This is a genomic window from Paenibacillus residui, assembly GCF_042677205.1.
In the GTDB taxonomy this organism is placed as follows: Bacteria; Bacillota; Bacilli; order Paenibacillales; family NBRC-103111; genus Paenibacillus_L; species Paenibacillus_L residui.
On record NZ_JBHTIU010000012.1, the window covers coordinates 132,915 to 147,929 of the forward strand.

Sequence of the window (15,015 nt, forward strand, 5' to 3'; positions counted from 1 at the left end):
TACATTGGGCAGCTTTTTACGATGACCACTATTGTTGTGTTCACACCATGCTTACACTGCGGTGGTGAGAAAGCATGCAATTCTGCATGCTTTTAGCCGTTGAGTCCCGTGTCCGCAGCAAAGCCTGTGAAAATACATCTTTTTACTCGGTCCAACGGTGATTGGTTGATTTTTTTCAGAAATTAATGTATTTTCTCGCCGCTTTTCTCCCCGAGTATTCTGAATCGCTTCTAAATTGGTGTATAATCGCAGGAATTCGTCCCGCGGTAATAGCGTAAAGGGTTCCTCCGCTTGGAGGAACCCTTTACTTACTGCCTACCAGCTCCATTTACTGCTTTTCAGTCCGGCCTTCACTAGAATGGTATCGAGCAGAGACATTTTCTCCTTGCCCAAAGCTTGCTCCGTACATGCCGATTCCGGTTCATACTTTAGCTCCTGCGCCTTGCTCAAGGTGGAATCTGCCAAATTATTGGTCACCTTGGCTTGTTCAAAGCATGAGGGAGCAATGTAAGTCTTATAGGTATGCTCCAATATGATTCTGGTTTTGCCTGGAGGCGATACATTGACCTTAATGAGGGTCAGGCAGAGGATCACCACGACTACCGCTACCATCACCAACATGGATTTGCTTCTCAAATTTGTCACCTCATATGTATCAAAGTCTTCGAAACGGCCAATCCCGCGCATAGGCAAGACACTATTCCATTTTTGACTTCCATAGTTTCGAATGTCAATCATTTTATCAAATATTCATTAATTGTTCAGAGTTATGCGGCTCTATTCCTTCCACTAATCCGCTATCAATCTCGTTTCCCATTCGATTACGGTACCGATTGCAGACGGAATGGGGATATTGATGATGCCGGATGCGGCCACTCCCGAGGCGGATAGCAGACTTCTCTCTAGGCCGATTTCGATTCCCGATGCCCGCCCGCATTCAAGGCGATAAGTCTGGCCCGCCCAGGACAACACCAATTGCTGCCTCGAAATCTCCCTTACCCGCAAGCCTTCCCGTCCATCGTGAATCAATAGGGGCAGCCTCTGTTGAAGGGAATTGATCGTTCGCTTTAAGTGCAGGCGATATCTCCAAGAAAACCCTCTGTCCAGCATAACGATTTCTTTCCGACAATCCAGAGCTTCCGTTTGCCAATGCATGCTGATTCCCGTTTCATTGACCTCTGCTTCAACGTTCTCCACTGTATCGGGAAAGCAATACCCGCCATTCTCGTCAACCAGCAGCACCCCTTCCCATACTCCATCTGCAAAGAATCGTTGATCCCGGGCTTCGTAGGCCGGCAGTCTGGGCTCTGCCAGAGGGAGCGAGTAACCGTCCAGCCGATAATGAAAGCCCTGCATGGCCGGAGTATATTTCCAGCTGTGCATCCGCAATGTACTGGCGAAGGATTGGCCCGGCCGCTTGATGAAGGCGAACCCGCTGTGGAAATCGAGCACACGACTCTCTTCGTGTATCCTGTATCCGTCCATTTCCGGAGTAAAAATCTTCCCGCCCCGGGCAAGCCAGAGCTCCGCCAAAGCGATCCCGGTCATGCCCAGATTATTATACATATTAACGTGAGTATAGGTTTCAAATCCGACTCTCAGCCCGTGAGGCAAATAATTGGGGGTGCAGCTGTAGCTGCCGTCTTCTTTGCGGAATTTCAGCCAATATTCCCACGTTTTTTTGAAAATCGGCTCATTCTTTAAATTGGTGAGACTAAGAAGGACAATGAGCGCCCCCCAGGTAAACATCTGATGACTGCTGCGTTCCGTCATGGCCAATGTCCCATCGGAAGCCATCGCGGGGAGCATCCAATCGATCCCCCGTGCGATCACGGATTCCGCCCGGGCTTTGAATTGTGCATGAACCGGTTTCCACCGTTCGATCGCTATGAGCGTCCCGGCAAGAATAAAAACAATGAACAAATGATAAGCAATCGGCATCCCGTCAAGAGAAATCCGCTCATGGGTCAGTTCATCGTTAATGAAATGACTGGGAAGCTGGGCCATTTCAACCATAGAGAGAAGGCTTTCCAACTTAACAGCATCCGCCTCCCGGAACCCGAGAGCATCCAGAAACAGCTCCATCCCCCATTGCAGAGCCGCACAATTCGTATTGATCTGCAAGCAGTCATCCTCGTATTTTGCATAAAATCCCGCGAATTCCATCCGACAGCGTTCGCGCTCCTCCTCCGGCAGAAGCAGCAGAGACATCAAGCTGTAATGGAATAAGAAGACCCGGCAGAAAGGCGAGACCCCTTCCCGGTCCTTAAGCAGCTCGACCGATCTGCGCACCATGTCCAGGCATGCTTCCAGATCTTCTGCACGTCCCTGATTCCGGTATGCGGAAGACAGGAGAACGGCCGCATTGCCGGGAGCGTAATTTTCACTGTAATGGGTTTCGAATGGATCCAGAACCCGGTTATCTTCTTCGGTCGTCCAGGAGCGAACCACTGGAATAAACTCGGATAAAACCTGTTTCATCGAAGCATGGACCTCTCGCCAGTCGGCTATAGCAGACATGATTATTCCTCCCTATTGCACCGTACGCCATGGTTACAAGTGCATTTTTCTTTTGTAGTTTTCGACATGCGGGCGGAGATTCCTTTGAGCTAAAGAGTAATGGACAATTTTTCGACGAGGAAGATGCGAAGAGCCAATGGAGCGGCAAGAAAAAGGACAAGCTTGCCAAGCAGGCGGCAATGCAAAAAAAATAATATCAAACAGATCGCTAAACCTGTGGTAAATTGTATACAAGGGGACTCGAATTTCCAGATTAGTACATTATTCAATAGAGGCAACGGTGTCTCCAAAACCCCCAATCCATTAAAAGCAAGGAGGAAAATGACAGTGAATCCTGTTCTTGAACCGTACACTGTTCTGGAAATGACGGGAAGCCATAGATTAAAGCGACTGCTTTAAGTAATAGGTGAACGTACCTCCCTTAAAAGGCTCTTTTTCTTCGAAATCTTATAGGACAACCAGATCGCAATAAGAAGGTGGAGTAGAAATGAAGAACATAGGAAAATGGATCACCTGCTGGTTCACCCTTTGCCTGACGGCATTCATGCTGTTTCCCGGAGGCTCAGCAGCCCAGGCAGAGCAAATTACAATCAAGATTAATGGACAACCCGTTTCTTTTCCTGACATGGGGCCGGCCCGGATAGACGGCAGAGTACTAGTGCCAATCCGACCGGTGATGGAAGCTATGGGTGCCGAGGTGAAATGGAATAATGAGAGCCGGTCCGCAGAGATTGCATTGAATGAGACCTCTGTAATGATCATGCTGAATTCCCGATATATTCAAAGCTCGATGCAAGGGGAAGCGGTCTCCCTTGTGGCTCAATTGGATGTGCCGGCCATGCTGCTGGAAGAACGAACGATGATTCCTCTTCGGGCAAGTGGAGAGCTGCTTGGTTATACCGTAAACTGGGACGAGTCCACCTTGACCGCGGAGCTGACGCCGAACGGAACGGAAGCCACAGCTTTCTCCTTCCCCAACTATCCGGCGAAGGGAGATATTAAACAGATGAAGGAAGCCGAGCTGGATGCCTTCTTCCTGACGAACGGCGTCAGAACCAAGCATGGAGCATCGTTCCCCCTTGGGCTTCACGTGGAATTAAGCAAGGTAGCAAGGGAGAAATCCAAGGATATGAGCGACAACGGATATTTCGATCATACTTCTCCTACCTATGGGAGCCCCTTTGATATGATGAGGTCGTTCGGCTTGAAGTTTCAGAGTGCCGGCGAAAATATAGCTATGGGCTACCCGTCAACGGAAGAGGTCATTTGGGGTTGGGAGCAGAGTCCCGGTCATCTGATCAATATCGTTTCGGAAGATTACGATTATGTTGGCATTGGCAGCCACGAAGGCTCGAGCAGCACTTATTGGACTCAGCAATTCATGCATGAATTTGGCCATTAGAAGGAAAAAAATCCCGAGTCAGAACGGACTGACCGGGATTTTCGTTTATGATTCATCCGGAAAATATTCTTTTTGCAGTGCTTCCAGCTCCGCCAAGCATTTCTGCGAGAAACGGATCGTTTTATCCAAAGCGGCCATATCCGCTCTTAGCGCATCTTTCAAAGAAGATTCGTAATCAGGGACTGTGCCGGAATAGGGCTGGATAGTATCTATCGGCATCAATGCGATTTCCTGGTCGGCCAGAGCCCTTCTTTGATGAAAATACGAAACATCGGGACTCATCGGATGATGCAAGTTGCCCTGCATAGGATGCTTAAGCACGGCTAGAACTTGAACAGCCGCTTTGGTCCCCTGCGGATTCCAGTCGATAATCTTGCCGATATACCGGCCCGTTTTATAATCCGCCTGCACAATTTCTCCAATCGGATAAACCTCTGCCATAAAACCATCTCCTTTCTACTTTCGTCAATTGCTTCTTATTCCTTGGCTTGCATGAGAAACCGGTACAACGTATCTGCCGATTCGATCCGGTTCAGCCGCCGGGTACATTGCCCTTTGTCAAAAAGCAGAACGCACGGAACCGTTGCAATCCGCCATCGGCTGACCGCCATCGGGGCGAAGTTCAGGTTGCACCGGTAGACGGGCAGACCGGGCAGCGCTTCGGACGCGATCTCAAGCATTCGTCCGGCCAGCTTGCAGGTCCCGCAGAACGGGGTATACAGGAAGACGGCGAATGCATCCTCCGATGCGTTTACCTTCTGAAACCATTCCTCTTCTGTAATCTCAGTCATGATCATTCGCTCCGCTGTGTCTATCGGATTGAGAACAAGATGCGGGGGCAACGGATACCACGTTCTCACCCTGCCGCTGCTCTTCGATCGCTTGAAGCTCCCTCACAGCTTCCAGTACTTCTTCCCTTGGCAGATCGCCTTGTTGAAGCGCATCGTCCGGAAGCTCCAGGAGACGCTCATACATTGCTTTTCCGAATCGGATGGCTTTCGCTTGATCCATGGCAGCATTCTCCAACCATTCAAACAGCCGGTCCTCCGCCCTGGAATAACGTCCCGTTTGCTCGTAATACAGACATATTGCCTGCAAGCAATCTTCTTCCAAGGAGTAGGAGTCCAGGCGCCCCAGCAGTCCGTCGGTTTCCTCCGCCAAGTCCATATAATCGCAATGGGTAATTCCCAATCTGCGAGCCGCCAGCAGCAGCATGAGCGATTTGACATACAGCGGATATGCGGCATCCCGCCCGTATCTGCTCTCGGTCAGCTCACCGTCCTCCCGCAAGACCCGGGCTACAATCAACAGCTTGTCGGTGTCGGTCCCGTTGCCGCTGGTCAACAGCCGGATCAAATCCTGGTACGACAATGCCCGGATCAGCTTCAAGCTCATGCCGAGGGAGCGTCCCAGCCACTCCTCCATGATCGCTTCCGCCTGCTCGTGCTTCTGCTCCTTTCGCAGCCCGGCCATCCGGCCAAGCATCTGGGTCATCTGACCGATAAGCCGCATCAAATAATCTCTGTGATACACATCCGGTCCCCCTCATTATGCAGCGGTTGTCTAAAAATGTGTTGGGGCTTATTAACATCCGCGCCGTAATCGGACTCCAATGGTGCTCCGCCAGTAATATGAAGATGGCGGCCAATACAAGCAATAGTGCAAGTCAATTGGCGAAAATCGGGCAAATTGTGTAAAAGACGAGCAAAACTGCAGGTCTATCGCCGTAAAAATTGCCAAATCAGATAAATGGAGAATTCACCTGCACAATTGCATGTCTGTAGCCAATTTTAACCAATTCCTTTCCAAAGACCTGTACTTTTGCAGATGTTTGTCAGCACAACCCGGATGGAAAGCCAACCCAGTCTCCCCCGTTCATCTGCCGCAAAGGTCATTTAATTGGCTGAGCGATTGCATAATATTCTCGATCAGACGCGGAATATCTTCTATCACTTCTTCCCCGAACTTCCTTCCGAAATCAATGGCCGTCTCATTCCGGTAATCCCGGGAGGGCTCACCGTATACGTAGGAAAGGGTTTGAGTTATACGGTATTCGGTGCCCCACAGCTCTTCCAGAATAGTCCTTATGGCGCGGCAGGCTTCTTCGTCCTTCACTCTGGAGAAGAACCGGACCGTCAGATTGCAGCCGGGCTTCATCGTTTCTAGTTCCATTATCTCGGAAGCCAGATCGGCCGTGCCGGCATGCAGCTCCATTTCTGCGCTGACAACGCCATCCCGGTCCCGTTCAGTGAAACGAACAGAGTAGGAACGGGCCAGCACGGCCAAATCTACGCGGTCGCTTCGGTCTATAATTGCAATCCTTCCGGCCAAATCCCAATCATAGACGGCCCCTTCAAGGACGACTTTAATATTGTCATAAATGGTCGGGTCAAACAATTTTTCTACCTGCCTTTAATCCCGTGATTGAATTGCGTAGCCTATTCGATTATATCTGTTTACATTGCGGGAAACTGCGAGCACTACCGCCGTCCCATTGCAGCGCGAACGATTACAGCGCCTTCTCGACATCGGACAACAGAACGGGGTCCTCCGGGCCCGTCCGGCTGTCGTAGCGAGCCAGCAGTTGGCCATCGCGCGAAATAAGGAATTTCTCGAAATTCCACTTCACTTCTTCGCCGGACTCTGAAGCGTCCGTAAGCCATTGATAGAGCGGATGCTTCTGCTCTCCTATCGCATGTACCTTCTCCATTACTTCGAAGGTTACATCGTATCTCGTCCGGCAGAAGGTCATGATTTCCTCCATCGTCCCGGGCTCCTGTCCGCCAAAATCGTTGGAAGGGAAGGCCAGCACGGTTAAACCGCGGTCCTTGTATTCCCGATGCAGCTTCTCAAGCCCTTCATACTGCGGTGTAAAACCGCATTGAGACGCCACATTGACAAGAAGCAGCACCTTTCCTTTATACTCCGCCATCTTTACAGGCTGTCCGTCCGCTCTATTCACAGTCAGATCATAAATACTCTCTTTCATATAGAATCCCTCCTGAAGGTTTATGTAATATCATCCATACTTGCAGAATTACTGTTTTCCCTATTATACCAGCAACAAACCGTCGAATCTAATCCGGGCAAAACATAAAAATACATAAGAAAATCCGTTAAGAATAGTTGATGATCGCCACCAAAACCATTAAAATGGTGACAAAAACGTTGAAGACAAGGAAGGGATACGACAATGACGGACTCCACCCAATCCGAAAATCCGCAGCAACCGAAAAAAATCAGCTTGGCGGATGCCGTACGCAATAAGCTCGCTCAGAAGAAGCAGGCCCAGAGCCAGAGCAACAAAAACTTCGGCCCGCAAGAAAATCAGGTACTGAAGAGCCAAATGACCAAGAAAGTCAACAATCAGCGGCGGCGGACCGGAGGCAGTTAATGTTCCCCGAAAGTTAGATAATCAAACCGGGGGGCGTGACGTGAAGAGTGCCGATCAGTACTTTTCACGTCATTTTTTTGTGCAGGATGAGTATGAGCCCTGTAAAATCCACCTACTGTGACGTATGCAGGGGAAAGCCACACGTCGCATCCGGGTCGGTAAATACATCGCAAAGACGAGCAAAAATACATTAAAATCGCGCCTTTTTCCAAAAAGAGGGTGAAAGACGCTCAAATGTGCCGGTCTTTTCGGCAAAATGCGGCCATTTCGCAAAAATCGCTCCAAAGACCTGCATTATCGCTTTAGAATAGGGCACTACGCGGCTTTTTCCAGAAAAGACCTGCAGTTTTGATTGTCTTTTACACCATCCGGTGGACAACCGGGGCTATCTCATAAGTCGATTTATGATTTTTCAAGCCCCACCTAGTGTTAAAGTTGGCTGCTAAAAAAGGACCCCGTTCCCACTCACAGTGGGATTTGAGGTCCTTTTTTCTTCGTTTTTGGGATGCTCTCGTTTTATGCGAACGCTTTTGGAGCAGCCCCTTCCTACCGGGGCCACCCGGCCGTGCCTATTATACGCCCAGAAGCTGCTCCCTCTGTTTTTTCACATCGGGATGATCCAGGTACTCATCATAAGTCATCTGCTTATCGATCAGGCCATTAGGCGTTATTTCGATAATGCGGTTCGCGATCGTCTGAATGAATTGATGGTCGTGGGATACGAAAATAAGCGTCCCGTCAAAATCAATCAGGCCGTTGTTTAACGCGGTGATCGACTCCAAATCCAAGTGGTTGGTCGGCTCATCCATCAGAAGAACGTTGGCCCCCGACAGCATCATCTTGGAGAACATGCAGCGCACCTTCTCTCCTCCGGACAGTACGCTCGATTTCTTCAACGCCTCTTCCCCGGAGAAAAGCATCCTTCCAAGGAATCCGCGGATGAAAGACTCGTCCTGCTCCTTGGAAAACTGTCTAAGCCAATCGACCAAAGTCAGGTCGTTCTCGAAATAGCGGGCGTTATCCTTCGGAAAATACGCCTGGGTAGTGGTGACCCCCCAAGTATAGCTTCCTTCATCCGCCTCCATCTCTCCCATCAAAATTTGGAAAAGCGCCGTCTTGGCATTGCCGTAGGGTCCGACTAAAGCGATTTTGTCCCCTTTATTAACGACAAAGCTAACTTTGTTCAACAGCTTCTCGCCATCGACCTGCTTCGAAATGCTGTCCACGGTCAACAGCTGCTTGCCCGCTTCCCGCTCCGGCTTGAAATGGATGTACGGGTATTTACGGGAAGACGGCTTGATGTCATCCAGCGTCAGCTTCTCCAGCAGCTTCTTCCGGGAGGTCGCCTGCTTCGATTTCGAAGCGTTGGCGCTAAAGCGCTGGATAAAAGCTTCCAGCTCCTTCCGCTTTTCCTCCACCTTCTTATTCGCTTCCTTGGCCAGCTTCAGAGCGAGCTGACTGGATTCATACCAGAAGTCATAGTTTCCGACATACATCTGAATTTTACCGAAATCAATATCGGCGATATGCGTACAAACCTCATTCAGAAAATGCCTGTCATGGGATACGACAATAACGGTGCCTTCATAGCCGTCCAGGAAATTCTGCAGCCAGCGGATCGACTCGAGATCCAGATGGTTGGTCGGCTCATCCAGCAGCAAAATATTCGGCCGTCCGAACAAAGCCTGAGCCAGGAGTACGCGAACCTTCTCGTTCCCGCTTAGCTCCTTCATCTTCTGATCGTGCAGCTCCTTGGGTATCCCGAGACCCATAAGCAATTCAGCGGCATCCGATTCGGCTTCCCAGCCGTTCAATTCCTGAAACTCGCCTTCAAGCTCGGCCGCCCTCATCCCGTCCTCGTCGGAGAAATCTGGCTTGGCATACAGAGCATCCTTCTCTTCCATAATTTCGTACAGCCGGGTATGCCCCATGATGACCGTCTTTAACACTTCAAATTCATCATATTCGAAATGGTTCTGCTTCAAAACAGCGAGTCGTTCGCCCGGCGTTATATGAACTTCTCCGTTCGTAGGCTCGATCTCTCCCGACAATATTTTAAGAAAGGTCGATTTGCCCGCGCCGTTAGCGCCGATCAACCCGTAGCAGTTCCCTGGAGTAAATTTAATATTAACGTCTTCAAAAAGTGCCCGGCTGCCGAAGCGCAGCCCTAAATTACTTGTGCTGATCATTTATAGGAACCCCCTTCGCAAGGATCATTCTTATTCCGCAACAGCCTTCCTGTCCCAATCCGAAAATATAGGGCGAAGGCCGCAACTTCTATCTTAACATAAGAGGACGGTTTAAGCTCACTTTCTTTTTTCCTGCTCGATCTGCTCCACCAGCTCGGAAAGCTCCGCCCAGCGGTTCATCGCCCTCTCCAGCTCCTCCGATGCGATTCGCTCCTCTTCATAAAGCGACTGGACCTGAGTAAAATCACTTCCGGCCCCGGAGATTTTCTCCTGAAGCTGCTGAACCCGCTCCTCCAGTTCCGCAATAACCTCTTCAATTTCCTCCCATTCCTTCTGCTCCTTATAAGAGAGCTTTCGTGGGCGGTTGGAGTAAGAATCGGCCGACCTGCGGTTGTCGCCGGAACGGAGTGACTCTTCCGGCAGCCTCTTCTTCTCCGCTTCCTCTTCTCTGGCTTCTTCCCGCTTCAAGGATAAATAATCGGAATAACTGCCTTCGAAGGTTCGGATACGGCCTTCCCCTTCGAAAGCAAACAGCCGATCTGCTGTCCGGTCAAGGAAATAGCGGTCATGAGAGACCGTTACGACCACTCCGGGGAAGCTGTCCAAATAATCTTCCAGAACGGTCAATGTCTCGACGTCCAGATCATTGGTCGGCTCATCCAGCAGCAGAACATTCGGCTCCCCCATCAAGGTCCGCAGCAAATACAGCCGTCTGCGTTCCCCTCCCGACAGCTTGCCAATGCGGTTCCATTGGGCGGCCGGCGGGAAGAGGAATCGTTCCAGCATCTGTGCTGCGGAAATTGTCTGACCGTCTTGGGTGCGAATCATCTCCGCCCCTTCTTTAATGTAATCGATCACGCGCATCTGTTCGTCCATGTCCTGGCTTTCCTGGGTATAGTACGCCAGCTTGACGGTTTGTCCGATTTCGATCCGTCCTTCATCCGGCTGCATCCGGCCGGCCAACAGTTGGAGCAAGGTCGTTTTGCCGCTGCCATTCCGGCCAATGATTCCGATGCGATCCTTAGGCAGCATGATGTAGCTGAAATCTGAAATCAAGATTCGCCCGCCGAAAGCTTTCGACAGGTGCTCGATCTCAATGATTTTCTTGCCCAATCTGGAGGCGGAAACCGATAGATCCAGTGACTCCGCTTGTGCTCCGGGCCCCCTCTCCTTAAGCTCCTCCACCCGCTGAACACGGGCCTTCTGTTTCGTCGTTCTCGCTCTGGCCCCTCTTCTGAGCCAGGCTAATTCCCGGCGAAGCATATTCTGTCTCTTGGCCTCGCTTGAAGCCTCCTGCTCCTCCCGCTCCGCCTTCTTCTCCAGAAAGACACCGTAGTTTCCTTCGTAGCTGTACAGTTGGCCTCTGCTGATTTCGAAAATTCTGTCGGTAACACGGTCAAGAAAATAGCGGTCATGGGTGACAAGCAGCAGGGCCCCTCTGTATTTGGACAAATGCTCTTCCAGCCATTCCACCGTATCGTTATCAATATGGTTCGTCGGCTCGTCCAGAATAAGCAGATCGGCGGGTTGGATCAATGCGGCAGCCAAAGCCACCCTTTTGCGCTGGCCTCCCGACAATAGAGCGGCCGGTTTATCGAATTCGAAAATTCCCAATCGGGTCAAAATGGTTTTGGCCTGTGTTCCCGCTTCCCATGCATCCGCTGCATCCATCTTGCCCTGCGCCTGAAACAGCCGGCGTTGAGCGGCCTCATCCTCGGGGCTGCGCTCCAGATCGAGTAAGGCCGACTCGTATTCCCGGACGGCCTGCATGATGGGGCTGTCGCCTTTATACAAGTATTCGAGAACAGTCGTCCCTTCTTCGAAATCCGGATTTTGCGGCAAATATTCGACACGGAATTGCCGCGAATGAATGACCTCGCCTTGATCCGCGGTCTCCAAGCCCGCCACGATTTTCAGCAAGGTCGATTTGCCGGTACCGTTCACCCCTATTAGGCCTATCCGCTGCTTCTCGGCAATCGAGAAGGTTATATCGTTAAACAGTATTTTATCGCCATAGCTTTTGGATAAATGCTCTGCTGTTAAAATGTTCATTATCGGTCAACTCCCGGCTTCGTCCGTTATATAAGCAGCCAATAAAGCTGTCGTATTCCACAACGCCTTCTCATGAGTTCTTTCTACCGCATGGGAAGCCTGAACTCCGGGGCCGACCAGAGCAGCCCGGATGTTGCTGCCGCCGCGCAGCGCAGCAGATGCATCGGAGCCGTAGAAGGGATACAGATCGACGGCAAAATCCAGTTTGTCACGTTCGGCCAAACGAATCAGCTTCGAGGTCATTTCATAGTCATAGGGACCGGTCGAATCCTTGGCGCAGATGGACACGTCCTTCTCCGTACAGGTCAAATCGTCCCCGATGGCCCCCATATCGACAGCAATCAGCTCCCGAATATCTTCCGGGATATAGGACGAGCCGTGACCGACCTCTTCATAGACGGAAATGAAGATTTTTACCGTTCTTGGCAGCTCTATGTTTCTCGCAACAATCCACTCCAACAATCCGAACAGACAGGCTACTCCCGCTTTATCATCCAAGTGCCTGGACTTGATCCATCCGTTAGGCAGAAAACGGGTTCGGGGATCAAAGGAAACATAGTCTCCCGCCCGAATGCCCAGCGCTTCCACATCTGCCCTGTTGGCGACTTCCTCATCCAGCCGGATCTCCATATTTGCCTCTTCGCGCTTCAAATCCCGGGCATCCGGATAAACGTGAACGGAAGGACTGGTCGTTAGAATGGTACCCGAGTACTGTCTCCCGTCACGAGTATGTACCGTACAGTACTCTCCTTCAATGGAGCTCATTGCAAAACCGCCTACGGGGGATAAGCGGAGACGCCCGGAATCTTTGACGGATCGGACCATCGCCCCCAAGGTATCCACGTGAGCCGTCAGCCCGATCGGCGGGACGCTACGGCCTTGGACCGTGATGACTCCCCCGCCCTTGGGCAGCAGCTCGAACTGGCCGCCCAGCTTCAAGGCTTCTTGAGCGATCAGTTCCATGGCTTCCTTGCAGTAACCGCTCGGACTTGGAATAGACAGCAGACGCCGCAGAAAATCCAGCACATAGTCACGGTTGATTTGATCCATCATTGAAATCCCTCCTGGAATATGGAATACATTGTTCGCGAAATGTTAATATAACGAGTAAAAACAGCACGAAGTGGTTACAGTTATTATGGTAAAATGATTGAACAGCCAGCATTGATTTATGGCCTTAAGGCCGATAACGGAAGGAGGACTAAGCTATGTCGGAAACACTTCCCCCTAAAACTTGTTCAATAGACCGTTTGATCACCGTTGAGGAAGATATTCAAAAAGTGCTGAACGGCACAAAATCCGCACAAAGGCGAAACGGACGCTACGCCGATCCGGGAGAGATTATGGAGCTGAACGGCCGTTCCTTCGAAGTCTATAATGTCTACAGGCAATCTCTGGGCGAACTGACCGATGCCCAAGCTCAAGCGGAAGGCTTCGAGAGTCTGGAAGCATACAAGCAATATATTTTGTCCATGCATCCAGGAATGCCCTGGTCAGCGAATATGAAAGTATGGGTACATGAATTCCGCCCCATCGCTTAAGCTTCTGACAACTTATGGCCGTCAGCCCGGCGAACCTGCTATTTCAACTTTGCAGTGTAGTTCCATTTAGGATACTACACTGTTTTACTGTATTTTTCAAACGTTCCGGAGGATAAACCGAATGTATTCGTTGTTGTTGTATGTACATATATTAAGTGCTGTTGCTTCCATCGGCCCTTTCCTGATTCTCTTCCCGCTGCTGCCCAAAATGCGCCGGGCTACGCAAGAGAGCCTTTCTCACTATGTGCCCATGTTTAAATATGCCGTGCGTCTGTGCAAGCATGCCGGACATGTGCTTGTCATATCAGGGGCTCTTCTTATTTGGATCACTCACTGGACATGGCTGACCTCTTGGGTAGTGATGACGCTGGTTGTCATGTTTGGCTCGTTGTTTTTTATCGCCCGGGCCTTCTCTCCCACCCTGCGCAAAATTATGGAGCCCGAAGCGGATAAGGAAGCGCTGACCGCGAAGCTGCGGTTGAACCTGATCCTATATCTCATTCTCATGCTGCTTATGATGTGGTTCATGGTCGCCAAACCCGAGCTGTGGTAATAGGACCCCAGGAATCACATGATTGGGCCTCGCTTATCGGTTATTGAAAATTATTGCAATATCCGACGGGGCCTCAACTCTCTTTTCTCCCCGCCCTTCTGACAGCTATCCCTTCGACTCAGTTTCTTTTGTGCCGGACCGGATGCTCTCACTGACCTTCTGACTGTTATCCCATTGAATCAGTACCTTTGTGCGAATAGTTGCCCTTCTCCGTTCTTTTGGCTGTTATCCCTTTGTCTCAGTTTCTTTTGTGCCGGACCGGATGCTCTTACTGATCTTCTGACTGTTATCCCATTGAATCAGTACCTTTTGTGCGAATAGTTGCCCTTCTCCGTTCTTTTGGCTGTTATCCCTTTGTCTCAGTTTCTTTTGTGCCGGACCGGATGCTCTCACTGACCTTCTGACTATTATCCCATTGAATCAGTACTTTTGTGCGAATAGTTGCCCTTCTCCGTTCTTTTGGCCGTTATCACTTTGACCCAGTTTCTTTTGTGACGGACCGGATGCTCTTACTGACCTTCTGACTGTTATCCCTTAGGCTCAGTGTCTTTCTGGGACAAGATTCCGGCGTAAATGATTTTTAAAATTAGGCAAATAGGGTCGAAGCTTATTATCTCGGTTGACCGCTGAGAATCTCGGCAATTGCGCCTTTCTGAGTAAAGGGGATAACAGTCCAAAGCATCGACCGGGAGGATATTGAATGAAAGTCGGAAGTGAATTTTTGTTTCTTCAATGCCCAAATCACTATATATTTTTTCAGCTAAATAGAGTATGCAAAATCACCAGAAACATTAATTCGGGCTCATCCGTAGTAATCATCCCCCTCCCAGGCAAAGCGTGCTCTACCTTGAAAATCCGTCTATTATTCATTTTCTGATGGTGCCGTGCAAGCGGATTGGCCGTCTAACTAGAAAAAGGAGCCGCTTATAAAACGGCTCCCTCATACTAATCTTAGGCAAACAATCAGCTCTCGTAATCTACTGCAACGGAGGATTCCCTCACGTTGTTCATATGCCGGATGACTTCCTGGTGGACAGGATGTACCTGGTACGCCTGCAGATCGTCAAGAGTGTCGAACTTAGTAATCAAGGCGATATCATACGATCTCTCGGTATGGAGAACGTCCACACCAACTTCAATGTAGCGCAGCTGCGGGATTTTTCCTTCCATATTTCTTAAGACGTTAACTGTTTCGGATACTACCGCTTCCGATCTTTCCTTCAATTTAAAAAATACAATGTGGGTAATCATAACCGATGGCTCCTTCTCAAAATATAGTTAATTTCATCGTGCTGCTTCAACCCGTAAACCGAAGCTGCACGACGAAGCTTAAACTCTTGGCGATCAGCCCCAGCCGCGAAGCC

Annotated in this window: 15 protein-coding genes and 1 pseudogene; 4 read left to right on the forward strand and 12 right to left on the reverse strand. The window is 50.1% G+C overall.

Going from position 1 to position 15,015, the window contains the following annotated elements; all coding sequences use genetic code 11:
- Positions 1-315: 315 nt before the first annotated feature.
- Together ACFQ03_RS04605 and ACFQ03_RS04610 are read right to left on the reverse strand one after the other, a co-directional pair.
- On the reverse strand, positions 316-636 hold the full coding sequence (locus tag ACFQ03_RS04605; protein ID WP_225312782.1) for a hypothetical protein: 321 nt from the start codon (positions 634-636) through the stop codon (positions 316-318).
- Between the two features lie 153 nt (positions 637-789).
- Complete coding sequence (locus ACFQ03_RS04610) at positions 790-2,520, reverse strand: hypothetical protein (RefSeq protein WP_379286372.1); 1,731 nt, start codon at positions 2,518-2,520, stop codon at positions 790-792.
- 487 nt (positions 2,521-3,007) lie between these two features.
- Between ACFQ03_RS04610 and ACFQ03_RS04615 the strand changes: the two genes are divergently transcribed.
- Complete coding sequence (locus ACFQ03_RS04615) at positions 3,008-3,922, forward strand: stalk domain-containing protein (RefSeq protein WP_379286374.1); 915 nt, start codon at positions 3,008-3,010, stop codon at positions 3,920-3,922.
- A gap of 45 nt (positions 3,923-3,967) precedes the next feature.
- Here ACFQ03_RS04615 and kapB read toward each other — a convergent pair whose 3' ends face one another.
- From kapB to ACFQ03_RS04640, 5 genes are all read right to left on the reverse strand, one after another.
- Positions 3,968-4,363: a sporulation phosphorelay system protein KapB gene (kapB, locus tag ACFQ03_RS04620; RefSeq protein WP_379286376.1), complete on the reverse strand. Its 396-nt coding sequence runs from the start codon at positions 4,361-4,363 to the stop codon at positions 3,968-3,970.
- Positions 4,364-4,398: 35 nt separating this feature from the next.
- Positions 4,399-4,713 carry a thioredoxin family protein gene (locus ACFQ03_RS04625; RefSeq protein WP_186328464.1) on the reverse strand — a complete coding sequence of 105 codons (315 nt, stop codon included), beginning with the start codon at positions 4,711-4,713 and terminating at the stop codon, positions 4,399-4,401.
- The gene (locus tag ACFQ03_RS04630) at positions 4,706-5,455 is read right to left on the reverse strand and encodes a DUF6483 family protein (protein WP_379286379.1); all 750 of its coding nucleotides are present in this window, start codon (positions 5,453-5,455) and stop codon (positions 4,706-4,708) included. Before ACFQ03_RS04630 ends, ACFQ03_RS04625 begins: the two co-directional genes overlap by 8 nt.
- Positions 5,456-5,797: 342 nt before the next feature.
- On the reverse strand, positions 5,798-6,319 hold the full coding sequence (locus ACFQ03_RS04635; protein ID WP_379286381.1) for a hypothetical protein: 522 nt from the start codon (positions 6,317-6,319) through the stop codon (positions 5,798-5,800).
- A gap of 112 nt (positions 6,320-6,431) precedes the next feature.
- Positions 6,432-6,911, reverse strand: a complete 480-nt coding sequence (locus ACFQ03_RS04640; RefSeq protein WP_144940419.1) for a glutathione peroxidase — start codon at positions 6,909-6,911, stop codon at positions 6,432-6,434.
- A 204-nt stretch (positions 6,912-7,115) separates the two neighbouring features.
- On the opposite strand from ACFQ03_RS04640, the gene ACFQ03_RS04645 reads away from it, so the two are divergent.
- On the forward strand, positions 7,116-7,316 hold the full coding sequence (locus ACFQ03_RS04645) for a hypothetical protein (protein WP_144940417.1): 201 nt from the start codon (positions 7,116-7,118) through the stop codon (positions 7,314-7,316).
- A gap of 572 nt (positions 7,317-7,888) precedes the next feature.
- Here ACFQ03_RS04645 and ACFQ03_RS04650 read toward each other — a convergent pair.
- The 4 genes and pseudogenes from ACFQ03_RS04650 to ACFQ03_RS04665 all read right to left on the reverse strand — a co-directional run bounded on the left by ACFQ03_RS04650 (position 7,889) and on the right by ACFQ03_RS04665 (position 12,610).
- Positions 7,889-9,505 carry an ABC-F family ATP-binding cassette domain-containing protein gene (locus ACFQ03_RS04650; RefSeq protein WP_150960335.1) on the reverse strand — a complete coding sequence of 539 codons (1,617 nt, stop codon included), beginning with the start codon at positions 9,503-9,505 and terminating at the stop codon, positions 7,889-7,891.
- 117 nt (positions 9,506-9,622) lie between these two features.
- Entirely contained in the window at positions 9,623-10,192 is a 570-nt protein-coding gene (locus ACFQ03_RS04655; RefSeq protein WP_449290180.1) for a hypothetical protein, read from the reverse strand.
- Positions 10,193-10,210: 18 nt separating this feature from the next.
- Positions 10,211-11,557: pseudogene (locus ACFQ03_RS04660) on the reverse strand (ABC-F family ATP-binding cassette domain-containing protein); the annotation flags it as partial.
- 6 nt (positions 11,558-11,563) lie between these two features.
- Positions 11,564-12,610 (reverse strand): M42 family metallopeptidase, encoded by a 1,047-nt coding sequence (locus ACFQ03_RS04665; RefSeq protein ID WP_379286386.1) that lies wholly within the window; start codon positions 12,608-12,610, stop codon positions 11,564-11,566.
- Positions 12,611-12,765: 155 nt separating this feature from the next.
- Here ACFQ03_RS04665 and ACFQ03_RS04670 point away from each other — a divergent pair, with 155 nt between their 5' ends.
- Both ACFQ03_RS04670 and ACFQ03_RS04675 read left to right on the forward strand, forming a co-directional pair.
- The gene (locus ACFQ03_RS04670) at positions 12,766-13,098 is read left to right on the forward strand and encodes an ASCH domain-containing protein (RefSeq protein WP_144940408.1); all 333 of its coding nucleotides are present in this window, start codon (positions 12,766-12,768) and stop codon (positions 13,096-13,098) included.
- Positions 13,099-13,219: 121 nt separating this feature from the next.
- Positions 13,220-13,651 carry a hypothetical protein gene (locus ACFQ03_RS04675; RefSeq protein WP_379286388.1) on the forward strand — a complete coding sequence of 144 codons (432 nt, stop codon included), beginning with the start codon at positions 13,220-13,222 and terminating at the stop codon, positions 13,649-13,651.
- 963 nt (positions 13,652-14,614) lie between these two features.
- Here ACFQ03_RS04675 and ACFQ03_RS04680 read toward each other — a convergent pair.
- The gene (locus ACFQ03_RS04680) at positions 14,615-14,902 is read right to left on the reverse strand and encodes a Dabb family protein (protein WP_144940404.1); all 288 of its coding nucleotides are present in this window, start codon (positions 14,900-14,902) and stop codon (positions 14,615-14,617) included.
- Positions 14,903-15,015: the final 113 nt, after the last annotated feature.